The following is a 19102-nucleotide window of genomic DNA, read 5'->3' as shown; positions in this document are numbered from 1 at the left end:
CCAACCGTACCGGTCAGCGGAGGTAGTGGACGACCGTGAAGGCGGCGAAGCCGAGCAGCGCGATCCGGTTGAGGACGTGCTGCGGACTGCCGAGCCGGTCCGGCAGCCGGACGGACGGCCGCAGGTCGGGCCGGTGGGCGGCGGTGGCGACGGTCCTGGCCAGTTCCCGCGGGTCGCAGCGGTCGCCGAAGTGGCCGGCCAGCCAGGCCGCCGGGCGGCTCGCCACGGTGACGTCCTGGCCGGAGCGCAGTTGGACGGTGAGGGCGTTGCGGTGCACGGCGGCGGCGTTGATCTCCTGCCACCGGAAGACGCGGCTGCGCAGCGTGGTGGCGACCCGCAGGCCGTCCCGGTCGACGACCATCTGCCAGGACAGCGGGCGGGCACAGAAGAGGATCCCGACACAGCCCGTCCAGAGCGGGCGGACCAGGCCGTTCCACCAGCCGTCGGCGTCGAGGAGGACGACGAGCGCGGCGAGCAGGACGGCGGCGGCCGGGCTGGCCGCGGCGCGCAGGACGAACGGCATCTCCCAGCGGCGGGCGGTCATCGGCTCGGTGCCGGGGCCGGGTTCGGGGGCGGCGGCGACCGTCTCGGCGGTCAGCGCGGAGACCGTCAGGTCCGGGTTCCGGTAGCGCCGGCGGTCCCGGCCGAGCCGGGGGTCCCTCGGGGCGGGGGCGACGACGGCGGCGAGCCAGTGCGGCTCGTGCTCCAGCAGGCCGGGGCGGACGAGGAGTTGGCGTTCCGGGCCGTCGGGGCCCTGGTAGAGCACGGCGTCGACGCTCAGCTCGGCGCGGGCGAGGCGGGCGGCGGCTTCGGTGGGCGGGAGGGGGATCCCGGGGTCGTGGTCGTGGTGGTCTTCCTCTTCCCCGTCTTCTTCGTCGTGGATGTCGAGCGCGTAGTCGGGGTAGAGGAAGTCGCCCTCCATGTCCGGGGTCTGCTCGCGCTGCGGCACCCACCCGGGGCCGGTGCCGTCCCCGGCGCCGTACCGGGCCCACCGGTAGCCCTCGTCCTCGACCAGCCGCCACAGCGCGGGCCCGCCCGGCGGGCCGTCCAGCGGCTCCACGAGCAAGTCGCCCCCGCTGTCGGCCCGGACCCGGACGGCGAGCGCGGGGGCGGAGCCCGCGAAGGCGGGCCGCCGGCGCCGGGCCTCGGCCCCGGCGGCGGAGGCGAGCACCAGCAGGCCGGTCAGCGCGACGAGGCCGGCGCCGAAGACGTCCTCCACCGGGCTGTACTCGACGCCGGCGGCGCGGGCCCAGTCGCCGTCCACGAGCAGCGGCACCGCGTCGCCGGGCTGCGGCGGCCGGGCGAAGGTGAGGTCGAGCCCGACGGTGCGTTCGGGGCCGCCACCGGGCGGGCGGTAGCGGACGGTCAGCACGCCGTCCTCGTCGGTGGCGCCGGCCATGCCGGTGACCGCCGTCGCCCGGCCGCGGTGATCGGCCTCCCCGGCCTCCGCCCAGAGCCCGTACAGCGGGATCACCAGCGCGACGGCCAGCAGCACGGCACCGAGCGCGCGGCGCACCACGGGCGGGCGGCCGGGGGTGACGGGCGACGGAGCGCCCGCGGCGGTCCACGGGTACGGGACGGGCGGGGCCATCAGCTCGTCGAGGTCCTGGCGGGCGCGGCGGCGGCCGAGTTCGGCGCCGATCAGCACGACGGACAGCAGGACGTGCACCAGGACCGCCGTCCAGCGGCCGGCGGTGGTGACCAGTCCGTCCGGGACGTACCAGAGCACCGCGAGGACGGCCGGCGGCACCAGCGCCCGGGCGCGGACCCGGGCGAGCAGCAGGATCGTCTCGGCGATCACCGACCAGGCGGCGATCTCGTCGCCCCAGGTGTCGGCGCAGATGCCGGCGGCGTTGCAGTGCGTGCCGGTCGGCTCGACGGCGGTGGCGAAGGCCACGAAGGCGATCGGGACCAGGGCGAGCCAGCGGCTGTCGAGCCGCCGGAAGCGGTGGGCGGCGCGCCAGCGGTCGGCGGCGGCCGTGGTGAGGGGCGCGGCGCTGGGCAGGGGCGGGGCGTCCGGGGCGACCATCGGACGATCATCCCAGCCCGGTGGGTGCGGGGACGCCGCAGGGGGCGGGGGGTGCTTGGCCCCCCGCCCCCCCCCCCCCCCGACCCCCCGCACCCCCCCCTTTAACCCCCGACCCCCCCCCCCCGTCAGTCCGTCGCGATGGCCGCGAGGACGTTCATGCGCCCGGCCCGGAAGGCCGGGAAGAGGGCCGCGAACAGGCCGATCACCACGGAGGAGACCAGCGTCACGGCGATCGTGGTGGTCGGGACGGAGAGCGTGTCCAGACCCTGGTCGCGCAGCACCTGCTGGGCGGTGACGCCCCAGGCGAGGCCGAGCACCGTGCCGAGGACCGCGCCGAAGACCGCGATCACCACGGACTCCAGCCGGATCATCCGGCGCAGCTGGCGGCGGGAGAGCCCGATCGCCCGCAGCAGGCCGATCTCGCGGGTCCGCTCGACCACCGACAGCGCCAGGGTGTTGACGACGCCGAGCACGGCGACCGTGATCGAGAGGCCGACCAGCCCGTAGATCAGGTAGAGCAGGGTGTTGACCTGGGACTGGACGAGCTCCTTGTAGCCGGCCTGGTCCTTGACGGTCAGCTGCGGGTACTCCTTGAGCGCGTCCTGCAGGGCGGTCAGCGTCTTGGCGACGTCGGCGCCGGAGGCCGCCTTGGCGTAGAAGACCCGGTCGACGGGCTGGTCGGCGGCCGGGACCACCTTGGCCATGGTGGCGGTGTCGACGAAGGAGGCGTCGCCGTAGAGCGACTTCTTGCCGAACACCACGCCGACCGTCAGCTGCTGGGTGTGCCCCTTGCCGTAGGTCACGGTGACGGTGTCGCCGACCTTGAGGCCGTTGTCCTTCGCGAAGTTCTCACCGATGCCCAGCGAGCCGCGGGCGATCGAGTCGGCCGTGCCGGAGGCGACCGGGAGGTGGAAGTCCGTGCCGAAGAAGCTCGGCGGCACGGCGGCGATCCCGGCCTTCTTGCTCTTGCCGTCGGCGAGCTGGACCTTCGCGTCGAAGTCCTTCTCGGTGGTGACGTGGTCGATGCCCGGGGTCCTGCGGACCGCGTCCGTCATCTCGGCGGTGATCGGCGCACCGCCGCCGCGGACGATGTAGTCCACGCCCACCGAGCGGTCGATCTGCGCGCTGGCCGAGGTGACGGCCGAGGCGCTGAACACCGAGGAGCCGATCACCAGCGCCAGGCCGATCATCAGCGCGGCGGCGGTGGCGCCGGTGCGGCGCGGGTTGCGTGTCGCGTTGCGCTGGGCGAGCTTGCCGGACGGGCCGAACAGGGCCGGCAGGAGGGCTCCCAGCACCCTGATGACGGCGGTGGCCAGCAGCGGGCCGAGCACCACGAAGCCGATCAGGGTCAGCAGCACGCCGAGGCCCAGGTACTGCCCGCCGGTCGCCGCCTTCTCCGCCTTCGCGGCGAGCACCAGCAGACCGCCGCCGCCCAGGGTGAGGACGAGGCCGAGGACCGTACGGACCGCGTTGGCCCGCGCCTCGGCCGGGGTGCCGTGGTCGCGCAGGGCGGCCATCGGCGCGATCCGGCTGGCCCGGCGGGCCGGGATCCAGGCCGCGACGACGGTGATCAGGATGCCGACCGCGTACCCGGCGACGAAGACGTCCGGGCCGATCTGCAGGTCGCTCGCCTTGAGGTCCATGCCGATCGCGTTCATCAGCTGGATCAGGCCGACCGCGATGCCGAGGCCGGCCCCGATGCCGAGGGTCGAGCCGAGCACGCCCAGGATCAGCGCCTCGGCCAGCACCGAGCCGTTGACCTGGCCGCGGCTGCCGCCGATGGCGCGCAGCAGGCCGATCTCCCGGGTGCGCTGGGCGACCAGCATCGAGAAGGTGTTGATGATCAGGAAGCCGCCGACGAGCAGCGAGACGCCGGCGAAGCCGAGCATCGCGTACTTCATGAAGTCGAGGCCGCTGCCGATGCTCTTGTTGTTCTCGTCCTTCTGCTCGGCCGCGGTCTTGACCTGGTAGCCGCCGCCCAGCTTGGCGAGGGTGTCGGTCTTGAGCTGCGCGTCGCTGCGGCTGCCGTCGCCGAAGGCCTCGACGGAGGTGTAGGCCGCCTCGCCGAGCAGCACCTGCTGCGCGGTCGGGGTGTCCAGGAAGGCGAGCGCCGCCCCCGGGTTGGTGGTGGTGAAGGTCGCGATGCCCGCGATGGTGAACTCGTGCTTGCCGCTCGCGTTGTCGACCCGCACCTTGCCGCCGAGGCCGAGCTTGGCCTTCTTCGCGGTGTCGGCGTCGAGCACCAGCTCGCCCGCGTTCTGCGGCACGTGGCCGGAGGTGATGCGCACCGGGTTGCGCGGCGTGTCCGCCCAGTTGCCGACCAGGGTCGGGGCGCCGCTGGTCGGGCCGATCAGCTTGTTGGTGGCCGGGTCGACCAGGATCGCGTCGCCGACCATGACCTGGCCGACGGCCGTCTTCACGCCGGGCACCGCGGCGACCTGCTGGGCGAGCGCGACCGGGAGCACCGGCGGCTTGTCGCCGGGCTGCTGCTGGTCGTCCTCGGCCGGCTTCGGCGGCTGGACCGAGACGTCCGAGGCGGTCGCGGCGAAGAGCTTGTCGAAGGTGCTGGTCGCGGTGTTGGAGAAGACCAGGGTGCCGGAGACGAAGGCGACCGACAGCACGACGGCTATCAGGGAGAGCGCCATCCGGCCCTTGTGGGCGAAGAAGCTCCGCAGTGACGTCTTGAGGATCATGATGCGTCGTCCCGCCCGCTCAGCTCGTGCGCTTGCCGTCGAAGCGGCGCATGCGCTCCAGGACGGAGTCGGCGGTCGGGGAGTGCATCTCGTCGACGATCACGCCGTCGGCGAGGAAGAGCACGCGGTCCGCGTACCCGGCGGCGACCGGGTCGTGGGTCACCATGACGATGGTCTGGCCGAGTTCGTCCACCGAGCGGCGCAGGAAGGTCAGCACCTCGGCGCCGGCCCGGGAGTCGAGGTTGCCGGTGGGCTCGTCGCCGAAGATGATCTCGGGGCGGGCGGCCAGGGCTCTCGCCACCGCGACGCGCTGCTGCTGGCCGCCGGAGAGCTGGGTCGGGCGGTGCTTGAGCCGGCCGGCCAGGCCGACGGTCTCCACCACCTGGGCCAGCCAGGCCTCGTCGACCCTGCGGCCGGCGATGTCCATCGGGAGCGTGATGTTCTCCAGCGCGTTCAGCGTGGGCAGCAGGTTGAACGCCTGGAAGATGAAGCCGATCTTGTCCCGGCGAAGCCTGGTCAGCTGCTTGTCCTTGAGGCCGGTGATCTCGGTGCCGCCGATCCGGATCCGCCCGCCGCTGACCGTGTCGAGGCCGGCCAGACAGTGCATGAGGGTCGACTTGCCGGAACCGGAGGGGCCCATGATCGCGGTGAAGCGACCGCGCTGGATGTCGACGTCGACCGCGTCCAGCGCGGTGACCTTGGTCTCGCCCGCGCCGTACGCCTTGGTGACCTGGCGGGCCGAGGCGGCGACGGCGGACTCGCCGCCGGGAAGCTGGTGGTCGAACACGGCTGCTGCTGCCGTCGTCACTGGAGTCTCCTAAGGAATGGCCCACCCGTTGGCCCCCAGCCTGGTCGTCCCCACCTGTCCGGCGACATGGTGGAAGCGGTAGTCCTCGACCGGGGGTTGTCCCCACCCTGCCCGGCGCACCGGGCCGCCGCCCCGAGGAAATCGGGCCGGCTCCGGACGGGCGGGGATGTATGAACCACGTTAGGAGCGGCGGACGGAGCGCTCGTCCTCCGCCGGGATGAAGCGGGCCAACGGGAGTTGTACGGGGTGCGGCGGCCCTCCCCCTAGGGGTCGCCGCGGCCCTTCTCGGGGACGCCCCGTACGGGCCCCCGGCCGCGACTCGTCAGCCGGCCAGGGCGGGGGCGGCGAGCCGCTCCAGCGCCACCGCGAAGCCGTCGACGACGGGGGCGAGCAGCGCCTCGGTCTCGCGCTCGACGACGGTCGTCCCGTCCTCGCCGGCGGTGACGTGGCGGTCGAGCACGAACCAGCCCTGGGTGACGTGGCCGGCGCCCATCGAGCTGAGGACCGGGCGCAGCGCGTAGTCCACGGCGAGGACGTGCGCGGGCGAGCCGCCGGTGGCGAGCGGCAGGACGGCCTTGCCGGCGAGCGCGTACTGCGGCAGGACGTCGAGCAGGGCCTTCAACAGGCCGGAGTACGCGGCCTTGTAGACGGGGGTGCCGATCACGACGCCGTCGGCCCGGGCGAACAGCTCGACGGCGGCGGCGATCTCGGGATGGTCGAAGTCGCCCGAGAGCAGGGCGTGCGCGGGCAGGTGGCGGGCCTCGAACGGGATCACGTGGTGGCCGCGGGCCGCGAGCCACCCGTCCACGTGGCGCAGGAGGCGGGTGGTGCGGGAGGTCGCGGACGGGGAGCCGGAGACGGACAGGACGGTGGCCATGGGTTCACCTCTGCGGGAAGCGGGGACGACGCGGTGCGGCGGCGCTGCCGCTGCGGCGGAGCGGCGGTGCTTCCGCCGCCCGGGGAAAGGGAGTTGGGGAATTCGACGGGGCGCGCGTCAGCCACGACAGAGCGAACGGGACACACGCTTGAGGTCGACGTGCCGCCGACGCGTGAGGGTCCTTCGCTGATCCATGCCAAAAATGCAAACACGGCGTGTTCGGGGCGGTCAAGAATCGTTTCGGCAGGTGAACGCCGGAGTGGGACGGATCACTCCGGCGAGCCGGTGCCCGCACGGGCGTGCGCACGCGCGGAAGTTGCGGCGGAACGATCCGGCACGTGCATCAAAACTGCTACAAGAGGCCTGGTGGAGCCCCCGGGGGGAGTCAGGCCGGACGCCTTCGGGCATCCTCGTCCACATGAACACGTGGCAGGAGGGCCGCCCGAGCGGCGGCGGGAACCCGTACAACGGCGGGACCCCGTACGGCGGCGGCGACGGGGGCGGCGCGTACGGGCGCAGCGGGGGCGGCACGTCGGCCGAGCCGCCGCTGCCGGCCGGGCTGAACCCGCGCGGGCCGGGCGCCCCGGCGCCGCGCCGGCCCGAGCCCTCCCGCACCGGCGGCGTCCCGCCGCAGGGCCCCGGCCGGCCCGACGGTCCCGGCCGCCCCGGTGGTCCGGGCGGTCCGGGTGGCCCTGGTGGTCCGGGCGCCCCCGGCGGCACCCGCCCGTCCGTGCCGGGCCCCGCCGGGCGCAGGGGCTGGTCGAAGGGCCGGATCGCCAAGTGGACGGTCTTCGGCCTGCTCGTCGCGATCATGGTGACGGCCGTCTCCACCTACTTCTGGGCCGACTCCAAGATCAACCACGACAACGTGCTCGCCGACTACCCCGGCCGCCCGGCGGCCGGCAAGGGCACCAACTGGCTGATCGTCGGCTCGGACAGCCGCGAGGGCCTCACCGACGCCCAGGAGGAGAACCTCCACACCGGCCACGACGTCGAGGGCAAGCGCAGCGACTCGATGATGATCCTGCACGTCGGGGACAACGGGAACACCCTGCTGAGCGTGCCGCGCGACTCCTGGGTGCCGATCCCGGAGTACAAGACCAGCAGCGGCAAGACCCTCAAGGCCACCAACTCGAAGATCAACTCGGCCTTCGCCAACGGCAACGGCCGACTGCTCGTCCAGACCATCGAGCTGAACACCGGCATCCGCATCGACCACTACGCCGAGATCGGCTTCTCCGGCTTCGTCGGCATCGTCGACGCGGTCGGCGGCGTGCAGATGCACATCGACCAGGACATCAAGGACCGGGACTCCGGCCTCGACCTCAAGGCCGGCGACCAGACCCTCAACGGCACCCAGGCCCTCGCCTTCGTCCGCCAGCGCCACCAGATGGCCGACCAGGACCTCGGCCGGATGCGCAACCAGCAGAAGTTCCTCGCCGCCCTGGCCCACCAGGCGGCCTCCCCGGGCACGCTGCTCGACCCGTTCACCTTCTACCCGCTGGTCGACGCCGGCCTCGGCACGCTGATCGTCGACAACGACACCGGCCTCACCGACCTCGGCTCGCTCTTCCTCGCGATGAAGGACGTCAACGGCGGCAGCGGCAAGACGCTGACCATCCCGATCTCCAACCCGGACTTCCGCACCAACACCGGGGAGTCGGCGGTCAAGTGGGACTCCGCCAAGGCCAAGCAGGTGTTCGACGCCTTCAAGAACGACACCCCCGTGCCGGACGTCAAGTAGCGGACCCGCCCGCCGCTCCACCGCCGCCACCGCCGCCACCGCCTCCTGGGCCGCCTGGGCCAGGAGGCGCTCGCGTTCTCCGGGACGGACGTGCCGGCCGCCGCCGGCCGCGCCCCTACCGGCCGATCGGCTGCAGGCCGGTCACGTACTCCGGGAAGCGCACCAGCCACTCCCCCTCGCCGGCGCCGGCGCCCCCGGCCTCGGTCGGGCCCGAGTAGCCGTAGTGGATCTCCCGCGCGCGGCCGCCGTCCACCCAGCGGGCGTCCGCCAGGTGCACGGCGAGGGCGGCCGGGTGCTGCGGATCGGGGCGTTCGAGGACGAGCTCGTGCTCGGTCTCGCCGGGGCGGAAGGCGACCACCGTCTCGCTGGTGCGGCGGCGCGGGCGCCCGCCCGCCCGGTACGTCCAGTACGCGGCGACAGTGACCGTCAGCGTGCCGTCCGGGCTCCCCGGCTCCGGGCGGACGTACTCCTCGTCGGGCACCCACCGCGCGTGGTGGCGGATGTCGTCCGGGCCGCGCCGCTCGTCCCAGCGCACCCAGTAGCTCGCCACCCGCTTGACCGTCATCACCTCGCGCGAGACGCGGACCGGGACGCGCGCCGGATTGGCCGGCTCGCCCGCCGCGAGGGAGACCACGGTGACCTGCTCGTACGTCACCTCGGCGTCGTCGAGGCCCTGCCCCATCGCTTCCATCGGCTGCTCCATCGGTGAACCACCTTGGCGGAGAGTGGAGTTGAGCGCGGCTCGGCCGCGCGAGGAGAGCCTACGGCGACCGCACGGACACCCGGAGTGATTGTGTGATTCCGGCCCGGACGGCCGGGGCCCGGCGCTACCCTGCCCCCCGTGGACGAACGAAGCGGCACCGGAGCGCTCCTGGGGCGCGGGCGGACGGCCGACGTCTTCGCCCTGGACGGACACCGGGTGCTGCGCCGGTACCGGGACGGCAGCGACGCGTCCGGCGAACTCGCCGTGATGCGGCACCTCGCGGAGCACGGCTACCCGGTGCCCGGGGCGAGCCCCGGGGCCGCGCCCGGCGAACTCGTCCTGGAGCGCCTCACCGGCCCGACGATGCGCGACGCCCTCGTGGCGGGCGAGCTCGCGCCCGGAGCGGCCGGCGAACTGCTGGCCGGGCTGCTGCGGCGGCTGCACGCCGTCCCGGCCCGCACGGGCACCGACCCGGCGCACCGGATCCTGCACCTCGACCTGCACCCGGAGAACGTGCTGATGACGCCGCGCGGGCCGGTGGTGATCGACTGGGCGACGGCCGCGGAAGGCCCGCCCGCCCTGGACACGGGCACGTCGGCGCTGATCATGGCGGAGGTCGTGCTCACGCTGCCCGCCGGCCTCGCGACGGCCGCCCGGGCCGTGCTGGCGGCGCTGGTGCGGCACCTCGGCGGGCCGGGCGACCTCCCCGCCGCCCGGGCCCGCCGGGCCGCCAACCCGACCCTGGACGCGGCGGAGGTGGCCCGGCTCGACGCGGCGGAGGCGCTGGCGCTCGGCGTGGCCGGCCCGGAGGGGCGCAGCGGGCGGCCGGAGCGGCCCTGACGCCCTCGGCCCCACCGGCGCCGCTGCGCGGGCACAGCCCGCGCAGCGGTAGACCTTCGGGCGTCAGCGCGGGCCCTGCGGGACGCGGTCCAGCGCGATCCCGAAGTGGGTGCGATAGGCCGCCAGGGCCTCGTCGTCGGTGAGCGTCAGCTCGCTGCGCTCGCCGGCCGGGGTCGTGGTGATCAGGCGGTTGCCGGCGATGGTCGCCCGGCCGCCGTCGGCGGTGAGCATCGAGCAGGTCGTCGAGCGGGTGAACGGGGAGTCCGGCGAGGTGGTCTGCCACCAGCAGGTCGGGCGGAAGTCGGCGAGCTCGTACGGGCGCAGTCCCAGGCGGTACTGCGGCGTGCCGTCCAGGAGGACGTCCAGGTCTCCGTGCGCGCCGGCCGGGACGAGGGTGAACGTGCCGTGGGCGTCGGCCTGTTCGCCGCGTCCGTCGAGCCGCAGCGGGCCGCGGCTGAAACGCCCGAAGCCGACGTCGACCAGCCACGGCTCGTCGAGGTCCACCCGCAGCGCGAGGTGGTCGAACGGCGGTCCCGGCCGCTCGCCGTCGAAGACACGGGCGGCCAGCAGGCTCACCCGGTAGCCGAGCGAGCCGAGCAACTCGGCGAAGAGGCCGTTGAGTTCGTAGCAGAAGCCGCCGCGCCGGGCGGTCACGACCTTCGCCACCAGGGCGTCCGGGTCGAGGACGACGGGCTCGCCGAGGTGGATGCTCAGGTTCTCGAACGGGACGGCCCGCAGGTGCGCGAGCTGGAGCCGGGCGAGCGCCTCCGGGGACGGCGCGCCGGGCTCGGGGAGCGCGATGCGGTCGAGGTAGGCGGACCGCTGGGCGGCGGTGAGGCCGCCGTACGGCTGCTCGGTGCGTGGCGCGTGATCCATCCGGCCATTCCACCCGGACGCGGGCCGGTCGGCCATCGTCCATTGGTCCTACGCCCTCGGCCCCACCCCCACTGCCGCTGCGCGGGAAGTCGGGCCGACCGACTTCCCGCGCAGCGGGCGGAAGAGCTAGCCCGCGTAGCGGTAGACCTTCGAGTCCCGGGCCTGGAAGCCGGCCCGTTCGTAGAGGCGGTTCGCGGCCTCGCGGGACGGCCGGGACGTCAGATCCAGGGTCCGGGCGCCGGCCTCGCGCGCCAGCCGCACGGCCTCGTCGGTCAGGGCCGCGCCGACGCCCTTGCCGCGCGTCTCCGCGTCGACGACCACGTCCTCGATCCGCGCCCGCAGGCCGGACGGGAGCGGGGACAGCACCAGGGTCAGCGTGCCGACGATCACCCCGTCGAGGCGGGCGACCAGCAGCGTGTTGGAGTCGCAGGCCACCAGGTGGGCCAGCGCCGCGTGGTCCAACGGCTTGGCCGAACCGGACAGCTGCGGGAGCAGGCCGGCGAACGCGGCCACCAGCTCGTCGGTCGTCTCCCGGACGACCTCGACATCAAGACTCATGCGCCCACCTCGCTGCGCTCGGCGGGGGCATTCGCCCACACGCACCTCTCGACCATTCGCTCGCTCATGGCGCTGGACCCTAGCCGCGCCGTCCCTCGGGTGCGCCGCTTTCCGGCGCACTGGTCGCGACGCGCGGGTGAACTGGCCGAATTCCGTTGCAGTAACGGCCAGTTGATCACCGCCCCACTCCGCCCTCACAGCGCGCGGGCCGCCGCCCTGAACCGGTACGCGGTGGCGGACGGGTCCTGCGCCGCGAACAGCACGGCGAGCAGGTGGTCGACGGCGGCGGCGTCCAGGATCCGCAGCAGCGTGGTGAGTTCGGCCTCCGGCGCGTCCGCGAGGAGCTCGTCCGCGCCGGCGAGGACGACGAGCACCCGGGGCGGCGGCCGGTCCGGCTCCCCGGCGGGGTGGAGGACGTCGCCCAGGCACTCCTCGAAGGCGTCCCAGTTGTGGCCGAAGTACGCGGGGAAGTCGAGGGCGCGCGCCCAGGCGGTGAGCAGGCCGGCCTTGGTACGGCACTCGCCGCCGTCGATCGCGACCCGGCGGACGTCCCCGGCGGGGACGCGGGCCAGGCCCGCCCACGGGTGCCCGGGGAACAGGTCCCACCGGGCCCCGGCGAGCAGTCTCTCCGGTGGGCTGGGGTGCGTCACGACGGTAGCTCTACCGCCCCGCCCGCCGGCGCCGGACGCCGCCGCGCCGGGGGCTCACCCGGCCGGCCGACGGGTCCGGTGCGGCAGCGCCCCGGCATGCGGGAACGCGTCCGGACGGACGCCCGGAAACGCCACCGCCCCGAGTGGGAAGTCGGCGGATCCGACTTTCCACGACGGGGCGGTACGCGGTACCGGGTCGGCCGGGCGGGAGCCCGGCCACGCGCCGGTGATTACTCGACGATGCCGGACTTGGCGATGGTGACCTTGGCCGAGGTGCGGCCGCTCTGCGAGCCCTTGGACTCGATGAGCTTCACGATGTCCATGCCCTCGACGACCTCGCCGAAGACGACGTGCTTGCCGTCCAGCCAGTTGGTGGCGATGGTGGTGATGAAGAACTGCGAGCCGTTGGTGTTGCGGCCCGCGTTGGCCATCGAGAGCTGGCCGGCCTTGGTGTGCTTGATCTCGAAGTTCTCGTCCGCGAACTTCTCGCCGTAGATGCTGCGGCCGCCGGTGCCGTTGTGGTTGGTGAAGTCACCGCCCTGCAGCATGAAGTCGGGGATGACGCGGTGGAAGCCGGAGCCCTCGTAGCCGAAGCCGTTCTGGCCGGTGGCGAGCTCGCGGAAGTTGCGGGCGGTGACCGGGACGACGTCGTCGTACAGCTTGAAGACGATCCGGCCGGCGGGCTCGTCGTTGATCGTGATGTCGAAGAAAACGTTGGAAGCCATGCAGGGATCATGGCACGACCGACGCTCCGACGCGCGACACCCCCGACGGTCCGGCGCCACCTCGGTGTCGTCCCGTACCGCCCCGCCGCACCGGGCACGGACGTTACGATCGGGGTCGGCTTCGAGCGGGGCGGGCGTTCGATCGCGACGACGGGGTGGGCGGCATGCGGATCGGTGAACTGGCCCGGCGCACGGGCGTGAGCGAGCGCTCCCTGCGCTACTACGAGAAGCAGGGCCTGCTGGCCCCCGACCGCACCCTGGGCGGGCACCGGGACTTCCCGGACGGCGCGGTGGACCGGGTCATCCTCATCCAGGAGCTGTTCGCGGCCGGACTGCACAGCCGCAAGATCTACGAGATCCTCCCCTGCATGCGGGACGCCGACGGCGGCCCGAACGAGATCGCCACCCCGCTGCTGGTCGAGGAGCTCACCGCCGAGCGGGAGCGGATCGACCGGATGATCGCCGACCTGGTCCGCTCGCGCGAGGTCCTGGACGAGGTGATCCAGACCGCCTCCGGCCGCCCGGCGCTCGGCCCGGCCGGGCGCGGGGCGCGCTAACGGGTCCCGTCCGGCGTCCGGTCGGGCCGGGGCTCCTTCAGCTTGCGCCAGACCGTCTCCAGCGCGGCGATGTCGGCGTCGTCGAGCCGGTCGTCGAAGGCCGGCGCGAGCACCGCCCGCCGGGTCGCGTCGGCCTCGGCGAACGCGGCCCGGCCCTGCTCGGTCAGTTCGATCCGCACCGAGCGGGCGTCCGAGTCGGAGGCCGAGCGGGCCACCAGTCCGCGCCCGGCGAGGGCGTCGACCACCCGGGACACCTGGCTGCGGCTGAGCATCGTCTTCGCCCCGAGGTCGGAGGCGGCGACCGGCTCCCGCTGCCCGTTGAGCCACAGCATCACCTCGAACCAGGACAGCGGCAGCCCGTGGACCCGGGCGAGCTCCCGGTCCACCCGGGCGGCCAGCGTGGCGCCGGCCCAGACCAGCCCGTAGAAGGCGTGATCGCGCTCCGGCAGCGGGCCCAGGGTGAGGTCGGCACGGTTCATGCCGTTCATCGTACCGAGTTGCGTGCGCATGCACAGATTCCCGGCGCGGCACCGACGCGGTCGGTAGCATCACCGGCATCGGGCGCCCGCACACGGCGTACGACCGGGGAGGGACGAGGCGATGGACGACACGGCCGGCCGGATCGGGGTCTACCTGGCGCACCCGCGGCCGGGCAGCTTCAACCACGCGCTGCACGACGCCGTCGTGGCCGAACTGCGCGGGCGCGGCTGCGACGTGCGCGCCCACGACCTGTACGCGGAGGGGTTCCCCGCCCTGCTCACCGCCGAGGAGACCGGCACCGTCAACGCCGCCGACGCGCCCGCCGACCCGCAACTCGCGTTGCACCGCGCCGAAGTGGCCACCCTCGACGCCCTCGTCCTGATCCACCCCAACTGGTGGGGCATGCCGCCCGCCGTCCTCACCGGCTGGGTGCAGCGCGTGCTCGCGCCCGGCGTCGCGTACAAGCTCGGCACCGCCGACGGCGAACCCGCCGGGCTGCTCCGGGCCGGCCGGGCCCTGGTCCTCAACACCTCCGACACCCCGGAGGAGCGCGAGCGCACCGAGTTCGGCGATCCCCTCCAGCGGATCTGGGCCGCCTGCGTCCTCCCGTACGTCGGCGTCACCGACGTCCGCCGGACGGTCTTCCGCACCGTCACCGACGCCCAGGCCCCGACCCGTGCCGCCTGGCTCGACCAGGCCCGCGCCGAGGCGGCGGCCCTCCTGCGGTGACCGCGCGGGCGCGGTGACACGATGGGCGGATGCTCCTCGAAGACTCCTCGCACCGGCTCGACCTGCGGCCGCGCAGCTACCAGTTCGGGACGGCGCGCGGTGAGGGCTACGACGACAACTGGCTGGTGATCGCCGGCGCCGTGGCCGTGCCCGAGGGGGCGTGGCGGTTCGTCGAGGCGTGCCTGACCACCTGGGAGGCGCGGGAGATCTCGCGGTGGCTGCGGGCCGCCGCCGACCCGGCCCGCGGCCCGGGTGCGCTCGACTTCACCGAGCCGCTGCTGACCTTCGGCCTCGCCGAGGAGCAGCCCGCGGACGGGCGGCGGCTGGTGCGGGTCCGCTTCGCGCTGGAGGCCGCGCCGCCGTGGGTGGACCTCGACGCCGAGGAGGCCGAGGACGAGGACGCCGAGGACGACGACAGCGACGGGGACGGGGGCGACGTGTGGCCCGGCCACACCGCCGAGTTCCTCCTCGCCCCCGCCGAGCTCCGCGCGGCCGCCGACGCCTGGGACGCCGAGCTCGCGCCCTTCCCCGAGCGCTGAGCCCCGGCCCGGCCTCAGGCCGGGTCCAGCTCCAGCTCCAGCTCCGCCACCGCGTCGTCGCCGCTCGTCTCGCCGGTCGGCCGGAAGCCCAGCCGGGCGTAGAACTCGGCGGGACCGTGCGGCCCGGGGTGGTACGTGACGGTGACGCGGGTGCCGCCGCGGCGGCGGACCTCCGCGCACACCTGCTCCACCGCGAAGCGCCCGTAGCCGCCGCCCTGCCGGTCGGCGTCGACGAGCAGGCGCCAGAGGCCCGAACGCGGCCGGTCCCCCGCCTTGTCGGGGTAGAACGTGATGTCGAAGAAGGCCATCACGAACCCGACCATCCGCTCGCCGTCGAAGATCAGCCGGGGCCACGCGGTGTCGCCGTGGACGTACGCCTCCGCGAGCGACTTCACCACCGATGCCACCAGCCCCTCCTGGTCCGGCCGCACCCGCAGGGCGAGGGCGGCGTCGAGGTTGGCCGGGGTGACGGGTTCGAGGCGCAGGTCGGAGGACATGGCCGTCAGCCTACGAAGCGAACGGCCCCGCGTCGCCCGGATTTCGGCCGGCCCCGGCGTCAGCGCGTGAACACCAGCGAGACGTTGTGCCCGCCGAAGCCGAACGCGTTGGTGAGCGCGACCGGCACGGCCCCGGTTCGCGGCGCGCCCGCGACGACGTCGAGCTTCACCGCCGGGTCGAGCCGCTCCAGGTTGGCGGTGGCCGGCACGACCCCCTCCCGGACGGCGAGGACGGCCGTGAGGGCCCCGAGCGCGCCGGCCGCCCCGAAGAGGTGCCCGGTGAGCGACTTGGTGGCGGTCACGGCCGGGTGCAGCCCGATCGCCTCGGTGACCGACTCCGCCTCGGCGAGGTCGCCGATCTGGGTGGAGGTCGCGTGGGCGTGGACGAGGGCGACGTCCTGCGGGGCGAGCCCCGCCTCGGCCACCGCGCGCCGCATGGCCCGGACCTGGCCCTCGGCCGCCGCCGCGGTGATGTGGTGGGCGTCGGAGGTGACGGCCGCGCCGGCCAGGGCGGCATGCGGGCGGGCGGCCCTGGCGGCGGCGAACTCGGCGCGTTCCAGGACGAGGACGACCGCGCCCTCGCCGATCACGAAGCCGTCCCGGTCGACGTCGAACGGCCGGGAGGCCCTGGTGGGCTCGTCGTTGCGGGTCGAGTGGGCCTTGGCCTGGGCGAAGCCGGCCATCGGGAGCGGGCAGATGCAGGCCTCGGCGCCGCCGGCGACGACGACGTCGGCGCGGCCGAGCCGGATCAGGTCGAGGCCGAGGGCGATCGCCTCGGCGCCGGAGGCGCAGGCACTGACCGGGGTGTGCGCGCCGGCCCGCGCGCCGAGCTCGATGCTGACCCACGCGGCCGGGCCGTTGGCCATCAGCATGGGCACGGTGTGCGGGGAGACCTTGCGGACGCCGGAGGCCTCCAGCACGTCGTCCTGCGCGAGCATGGTGACCGCGCCGCCGGTGCCCGTGCCGATGACGACGGCGAGGCGCTCCGGGTCGACCTCCGGGGAGCCCGCGTCGGCCCAGGCCTGCCGGGCGGCGATCAGCGCGATCTGCTCGCAGCGGTCCAGCCGCCGGGCCTGGACGCGGTCCATCACCTCGGACGGCTCGACCTTCAGCCGGCCGGCGATCCGGGCGGGCAGGTCCGCGGCCCAGGCGTCCTCGATGGCCGCGATCCCGGACTGCCCGGCCAGCATCGCGGCCCAGGTCGAGGGGACGTCCCCGCCGAGCGGCGTGGTCGCCCCGAGACCGGTGACGACCACGTGGCCGGCGCCGGCGGCACCGCTGTCGGCATTCATGAAATCTTTCCCCCTACGTTTATTGAGAGGCCACAAATCGAAACCGCCCTCCGTGCCGATGGGCCCGGAGAGCGGTCGAACCCTGTGCCACTCTGACAGGGGATTGAGGGATCTTCAGAGGCTGGAGAGCACCGATTCGGGTACGGCCCCTTTGTAGGTTTCCTTTAGTTTGCGAGGTCGGCGAAGTCCGTCCCGCGACCGACCGCCTCCCACGCCTCGGCCTCCTTGCGGGCACGGTCGAGCTGCCCCAGGACCCCGTCGACGGCGTCACTGCCGAGCGCGAGCCGCAGCGGCGTGTGCTCGGCGTCCAGGGCGGCGAGGATCGCCGCGGCGGCCTTGGCCGGATCCCCGGGCTGCTTGCCGTCGGAGTCCGGCAGGCCGGTGCGGACCGGGCCGACGACCGGGTCGTAGGCGGCGATCGGGGTGGCGTGCGCGAGGGCGCCGCCGCCGGCGAAGCCGGTCCGGAACGCACCCGGCTCGACGATCAGCACCTTCACCCCGAACCCGGCGACCTCCTGCGCCAGCGCCTCGGACAGCCCCTCCAGCGCGAACTTGGTGGCCGAGTACGCCCCCACCCCGGGGAACGAGAACCGCCCGCCCATGCTGCTCATCTGCACGACCGCCCCCGAGCCCTGCGCCCGCAGGTGCGGCAGGACGGCCCGGGTGAGCGCGGCCGGCCCGAAGAAGTGCAGCTCCATCAGGTCCCGCAGCTCGCGGTCGGTGTACTCCTCGACGGCGCCGATCAGGCCGCGCCCGGCGTTGTTCACCAGGACGTCGATCCGGCCGAACCGCTCCAGCGCCTCCGCGACGGCCGCCGGGATCCGCTCCCCGTCCGTCACGTCCAGCCGCACCGGCACGACCCGCCCCGGGTGCGCGGCGACCAGCCCGTCCAGCGCCTCGGGCCGTCGGGCCGCCGCCACCACGCTGTCCCCGGCGGCGATCGCGGCCTCGGCGATCGCCTGCCCGAAGCCGGAGTTCGCCCCGGTGATCAGCCAGACCCGCCCGGCCGCCCGCTTCTCGTTGCTCATTCCCCATGCCCTCCGTATGCCGTGCACCACAAGGAAGTTGACGATCATTTATACGTCAGGCCGGCGGCCGGGGCCCGACCCGCCCCGGAAACGCCGGAGCCCCCGGCCGACGGTGATCGGCCGGGGGCTCCCGGAACTTCGAGGTCGTGTGCGTTACGGCAGGTTGCGGGCCATGACGATGCGCTGGACCTGGTTGGTGCCCTCGTAGATCTGCGTGATCTTCGCGTCGCGCATCATCCGCTCCACCGGGTAGTCCCGCGTGTACCCGTACCCGCCCAGCAACTGCACCGCGTCCGTCGTGATCTCCATCGCCGCGTCCGACGCGAAGCACTTCGCCGCCGCACCGAAGAACGTCAGGTCCCCGTCCCCGCGCTGCGACTTCGCCGCCGCCGCGTACGTCAGCTGACGCGCCGCCTCCAGCTTCATCGCCATGTCCGCCAGCATGAACTGGACCCCCTGGAACTCCGCGATCGCCTTCCCGAACTGCCGGCGCTCCTGCACATAGCCCTTCGCGTAGTCCAGCGCCCCCTGCGCGATCCCGACCGCCTGCGCCGCGATCGTCACCCGCGTGTGGTCCAGCGTCCGCATGGCCGTCGCGAAACCCGTCCCCTCCGCACCGATCATCCGGTCCGCCGGAATCCGCACGTTGTCGAAGTACACCTCACGCGTCGGCGACCCCTTGATCCCCAGCTTCTTCTCCGGAGCACCGAACGACACACCCGCATCGCCCTTCTCCACCACGAACGCCGAGATCCCCTTCGACCGCTTCTCCGGGTCCGTCACCGCCATCACCGTGTAGAACTCCGACACACCCGCGTTCGTGATCCAGCGCTTCACCCCGTTCAGCACCCAGAAATCACCGTCCCGCACCGCACGCGTCCTCATCCCCGCCGCGTCCGAACCCGCCTCCGGCTCCGACAGGCAGTACGAGAACATCCCCTCACCACGCGCCAGCGCCCCCAGGTACTTCGCCTTCAGCTCCTCCGAGCCCGACAGCTGCACCGGCAGCGACCCCAGCTTGTTCACCGCCGGGATCAACGACGACGACGCGCACACCCGCGCGACCTCCTCGATCACGATCACCGTCGCCAGCGCGTCCGCCCCCGCACCCCCGAACTCCTCCGGCACGTGCACCGCGTGCAGGTCACTGCCCCGCAACGCCTCCAGCGCCTCCTGCGGGAACCGGCCCTGCTCGTCCACCTCCGCCGCGAACGGAGCGATCTTCGCCTCGGCCAGCCCACGCACCGCCTCACGGAGCATCCCGTGCTCCTCGGAGATACGGAAGAGATCGAAGTCAGCCGCGCCTGCGCTGCCCGCCATGATGCCGCCTCGCCACAGTGATCGAAGGATCCGGTTGGTTACCGTCGAGTAGAGATCCTAGGGCTCCGACCTGCGACTGCCTAGCGTTTCCGGCCCCCGGCGGGCCCCGGACGGGCGGCCTCCGGCGGAGTCCGGGGGACGGATAGCATCAGGGCAC

The 19102-nt window shown here is 74.0% G+C and carries 19 protein-coding genes; 5 read left to right on the top strand and 14 right to left on the bottom strand.

The genetic code is table 11. The features are described 5' to 3' along the window. Positions 1-13: 13 nt before the first annotated feature. The 4 genes from ACFXDE_RS26780 to ssuE all read right to left on the bottom strand — a co-directional run bounded on the left by ACFXDE_RS26780 (position 14) and on the right by ssuE (position 6407). On the bottom strand, positions 14-2029 hold the full coding sequence (locus ACFXDE_RS26780; protein ID WP_380497263.1) for a hypothetical protein: 2016 nt from the start codon (positions 2027-2029) through the stop codon (positions 14-16). A 125-nt stretch (positions 2030-2154) separates the two neighbouring features. Further along, entirely contained in the window at positions 2155-4725 is a 2571-nt protein-coding gene (locus ACFXDE_RS26775) for an ABC transporter permease (RefSeq protein WP_380497281.1), read from the bottom strand. 16 nt (positions 4726-4741) lie between these two features. Then, on the bottom strand, positions 4742-5530 hold the full coding sequence (locus ACFXDE_RS26770) for an ABC transporter ATP-binding protein (protein ID WP_380442047.1): 789 nt from the start codon (positions 5528-5530) through the stop codon (positions 4742-4744). Positions 5531-5852: 322 nt separating this feature from the next. Further along, positions 5853-6407 carry an NADPH-dependent FMN reductase gene (ssuE, locus tag ACFXDE_RS26765; protein WP_380497262.1) on the bottom strand — a complete coding sequence of 185 codons (555 nt, stop codon included), beginning with the start codon at positions 6405-6407 and terminating at the stop codon, positions 5853-5855. 418 nt (positions 6408-6825) lie between these two features. Between ssuE and ACFXDE_RS26760 the strand changes: the two genes are divergently transcribed. Then, complete coding sequence (locus tag ACFXDE_RS26760) at positions 6826-8151, top strand: LCP family protein (RefSeq protein ID WP_380497261.1); 1326 nt, start codon at positions 6826-6828, stop codon at positions 8149-8151. 115 nt (positions 8152-8266) lie between these two features. On the opposite strand, the gene ACFXDE_RS26755 is transcribed toward ACFXDE_RS26760, so the two are convergent. Then, positions 8267-8854, bottom strand: coding sequence for a hypothetical protein (locus ACFXDE_RS26755; protein ID WP_380497259.1), 588 nt, complete (start codon positions 8852-8854; stop codon positions 8267-8269). Positions 8855-8992: 138 nt separating this feature from the next. Between ACFXDE_RS26755 and ACFXDE_RS26750 the strand changes: the two genes are divergently transcribed. Further along, positions 8993-9694 (top strand): phosphotransferase, encoded by a 702-nt coding sequence (locus ACFXDE_RS26750; protein WP_380497258.1) that lies wholly within the window; start codon positions 8993-8995, stop codon positions 9692-9694. Positions 9695-9757: 63 nt separating this feature from the next. On the opposite strand, the gene ACFXDE_RS26745 is transcribed toward ACFXDE_RS26750, so the two are convergent. From ACFXDE_RS26745 to ACFXDE_RS26730, 4 genes are all read right to left on the bottom strand, one after another. Next, positions 9758-10570, bottom strand: a complete 813-nt coding sequence (locus ACFXDE_RS26745; protein ID WP_380497257.1) for an arylamine N-acetyltransferase — start codon at positions 10568-10570, stop codon at positions 9758-9760. Between the two features lie 126 nt (positions 10571-10696). Continuing rightward, positions 10697-11128: a GNAT family N-acetyltransferase gene (locus tag ACFXDE_RS26740; RefSeq protein ID WP_380442059.1), complete on the bottom strand. Its 432-nt coding sequence runs from the start codon at positions 11126-11128 to the stop codon at positions 10697-10699. A 194-nt stretch (positions 11129-11322) separates the two neighbouring features. Beyond that, entirely contained in the window at positions 11323-11778 is a 456-nt protein-coding gene (locus ACFXDE_RS26735) for a barstar family protein (RefSeq protein WP_380497256.1), read from the bottom strand. Positions 11779-12008: 230 nt separating this feature from the next. After that, entirely contained in the window at positions 12009-12503 is a 495-nt protein-coding gene (locus ACFXDE_RS26730) for a peptidylprolyl isomerase (protein ID WP_380442063.1), read from the bottom strand. A gap of 164 nt (positions 12504-12667) precedes the next feature. Here ACFXDE_RS26730 and ACFXDE_RS26725 point away from each other — a divergent pair, with 164 nt between their 5' ends. Continuing rightward, positions 12668-13060: a MerR family transcriptional regulator gene (locus tag ACFXDE_RS26725; RefSeq protein ID WP_380497255.1), complete on the top strand. Its 393-nt coding sequence runs from the start codon at positions 12668-12670 to the stop codon at positions 13058-13060. Here ACFXDE_RS26725 and ACFXDE_RS26720 read toward each other — a convergent pair. Continuing rightward, positions 13057-13539, bottom strand: coding sequence for a MarR family winged helix-turn-helix transcriptional regulator (locus ACFXDE_RS26720; RefSeq protein ID WP_380497254.1), 483 nt, complete (start codon positions 13537-13539; stop codon positions 13057-13059). The genes ACFXDE_RS26725 and ACFXDE_RS26720 overlap by 4 nt on opposite strands. Before the next feature lie 121 nt (positions 13540-13660). Here ACFXDE_RS26720 and ACFXDE_RS26715 point away from each other — a divergent pair, with 121 nt between their 5' ends. Continuing rightward, the gene (locus ACFXDE_RS26715) at positions 13661-14269 is read left to right on the top strand and encodes an NAD(P)H-dependent oxidoreductase (RefSeq protein WP_380497252.1); all 609 of its coding nucleotides are present in this window, start codon (positions 13661-13663) and stop codon (positions 14267-14269) included. A gap of 29 nt (positions 14270-14298) precedes the next feature. Further along, positions 14299-14808 carry a hypothetical protein gene (locus ACFXDE_RS26710; RefSeq protein ID WP_380497251.1) on the top strand — a complete coding sequence of 170 codons (510 nt, stop codon included), beginning with the start codon at positions 14299-14301 and terminating at the stop codon, positions 14806-14808. A gap of 14 nt (positions 14809-14822) precedes the next feature. Here ACFXDE_RS26710 and ACFXDE_RS26705 read toward each other — a convergent pair whose 3' ends face one another. The 4 genes from ACFXDE_RS26705 to ACFXDE_RS26690 all read right to left on the bottom strand — a co-directional run bounded on the left by ACFXDE_RS26705 (position 14823) and on the right by ACFXDE_RS26690 (position 18945). Then, positions 14823-15305 carry a GNAT family N-acetyltransferase gene (locus ACFXDE_RS26705; protein WP_380497250.1) on the bottom strand — a complete coding sequence of 161 codons (483 nt, stop codon included), beginning with the start codon at positions 15303-15305 and terminating at the stop codon, positions 14823-14825. A gap of 59 nt (positions 15306-15364) precedes the next feature. Further along, complete coding sequence (locus ACFXDE_RS26700; RefSeq protein ID WP_380442073.1) at positions 15365-16597, bottom strand: beta-ketoacyl-[acyl-carrier-protein] synthase family protein; 1233 nt, start codon at positions 16595-16597, stop codon at positions 15365-15367. 164 nt (positions 16598-16761) lie between these two features. Beyond that, a complete protein-coding gene (locus ACFXDE_RS26695) occupies positions 16762-17625 on the bottom strand; it encodes an oxidoreductase (RefSeq protein WP_380497249.1) in 864 nt (287 codons plus the stop codon). A gap of 153 nt (positions 17626-17778) precedes the next feature. Beyond that, positions 17779-18945, bottom strand: a complete 1167-nt coding sequence (locus ACFXDE_RS26690; RefSeq protein WP_380497248.1) for an acyl-CoA dehydrogenase family protein — start codon at positions 18943-18945, stop codon at positions 17779-17781. Between the last annotated feature and the right edge of the window lie 157 nt (positions 18946-19102).

Origin of the sequence: Kitasatospora sp. NPDC059408 (assembly GCF_042751525.1) — a bacterium.
Taxonomy (GTDB): domain Bacteria; phylum Actinomycetota; class Actinomycetes; order Streptomycetales; family Streptomycetaceae; genus Kitasatospora.
This window is presented reverse-complemented; position numbering and strand designations above follow the sequence as displayed.

Excerpts from the sequence above, each read along its gene's own strand:
- ACFXDE_RS26760 (WP_380497261.1), top strand. The coding sequence starts at position 6,826 with ATGAACACGTGGCAGGAGGGCCGCCCGAGCGGCGGCGGGAACCCGTAC.
- ACFXDE_RS26710 (WP_380497251.1), top strand. The coding sequence starts at position 14,299 with ATGCTCCTCGAAGACTCCTCGCACCGGCTCGACCTGCGGCCGCGCAGC.
- ssuE (WP_380497262.1), bottom strand. The coding sequence starts at position 6,407 with ATGGCCACCGTCCTGTCCGTCTCCGGCTCCCCGTCCGCGACCTCCCGC.
- ACFXDE_RS26740 (WP_380442059.1), bottom strand. The coding sequence starts at position 11,128 with ATGAGTCTTGATGTCGAGGTCGTCCGGGAGACGACCGACGAGCTGGTG.
- ACFXDE_RS26730 (WP_380442063.1), bottom strand. The coding sequence starts at position 12,503 with ATGGCTTCCAACGTTTTCTTCGACATCACGATCAACGACGAGCCCGCC.
- ACFXDE_RS26695 (WP_380497249.1), bottom strand. The coding sequence starts at position 17,625 with ATGAGCAACGAGAAGCGGGCGGCCGGGCGGGTCTGGCTGATCACCGGG.
- ACFXDE_RS26705 (WP_380497250.1), bottom strand. The coding sequence starts at position 15,305 with ATGTCCTCCGACCTGCGCCTCGAACCCGTCACCCCGGCCAACCTCGAC.
- ACFXDE_RS26780 (WP_380497263.1), bottom strand. The coding sequence starts at position 2,029 with ATGGTCGCCCCGGACGCCCCGCCCCTGCCCAGCGCCGCGCCCCTCACC.
- ACFXDE_RS26745 (WP_380497257.1), bottom strand. The coding sequence starts at position 10,570 with ATGGATCACGCGCCACGCACCGAGCAGCCGTACGGCGGCCTCACCGCC.
- ACFXDE_RS26700 (WP_380442073.1), bottom strand. The coding sequence starts at position 16,597 with ATGAATGCCGACAGCGGTGCCGCCGGCGCCGGCCACGTGGTCGTCACC.
- ACFXDE_RS26755 (WP_380497259.1), bottom strand. The coding sequence starts at position 8,854 with ATGGAGCAGCCGATGGAAGCGATGGGGCAGGGCCTCGACGACGCCGAG.
- ACFXDE_RS26690 (WP_380497248.1), bottom strand. The coding sequence starts at position 18,945 with ATGGCGGGCAGCGCAGGCGCGGCTGACTTCGATCTCTTCCGTATCTCC.
- ACFXDE_RS26725 (WP_380497255.1), top strand. The coding sequence starts at position 12,668 with ATGCGGATCGGTGAACTGGCCCGGCGCACGGGCGTGAGCGAGCGCTCC.
- ACFXDE_RS26720 (WP_380497254.1), bottom strand. The coding sequence starts at position 13,539 with ATGAACCGTGCCGACCTCACCCTGGGCCCGCTGCCGGAGCGCGATCAC.
- ACFXDE_RS26715 (WP_380497252.1), top strand. The coding sequence starts at position 13,661 with ATGGACGACACGGCCGGCCGGATCGGGGTCTACCTGGCGCACCCGCGG.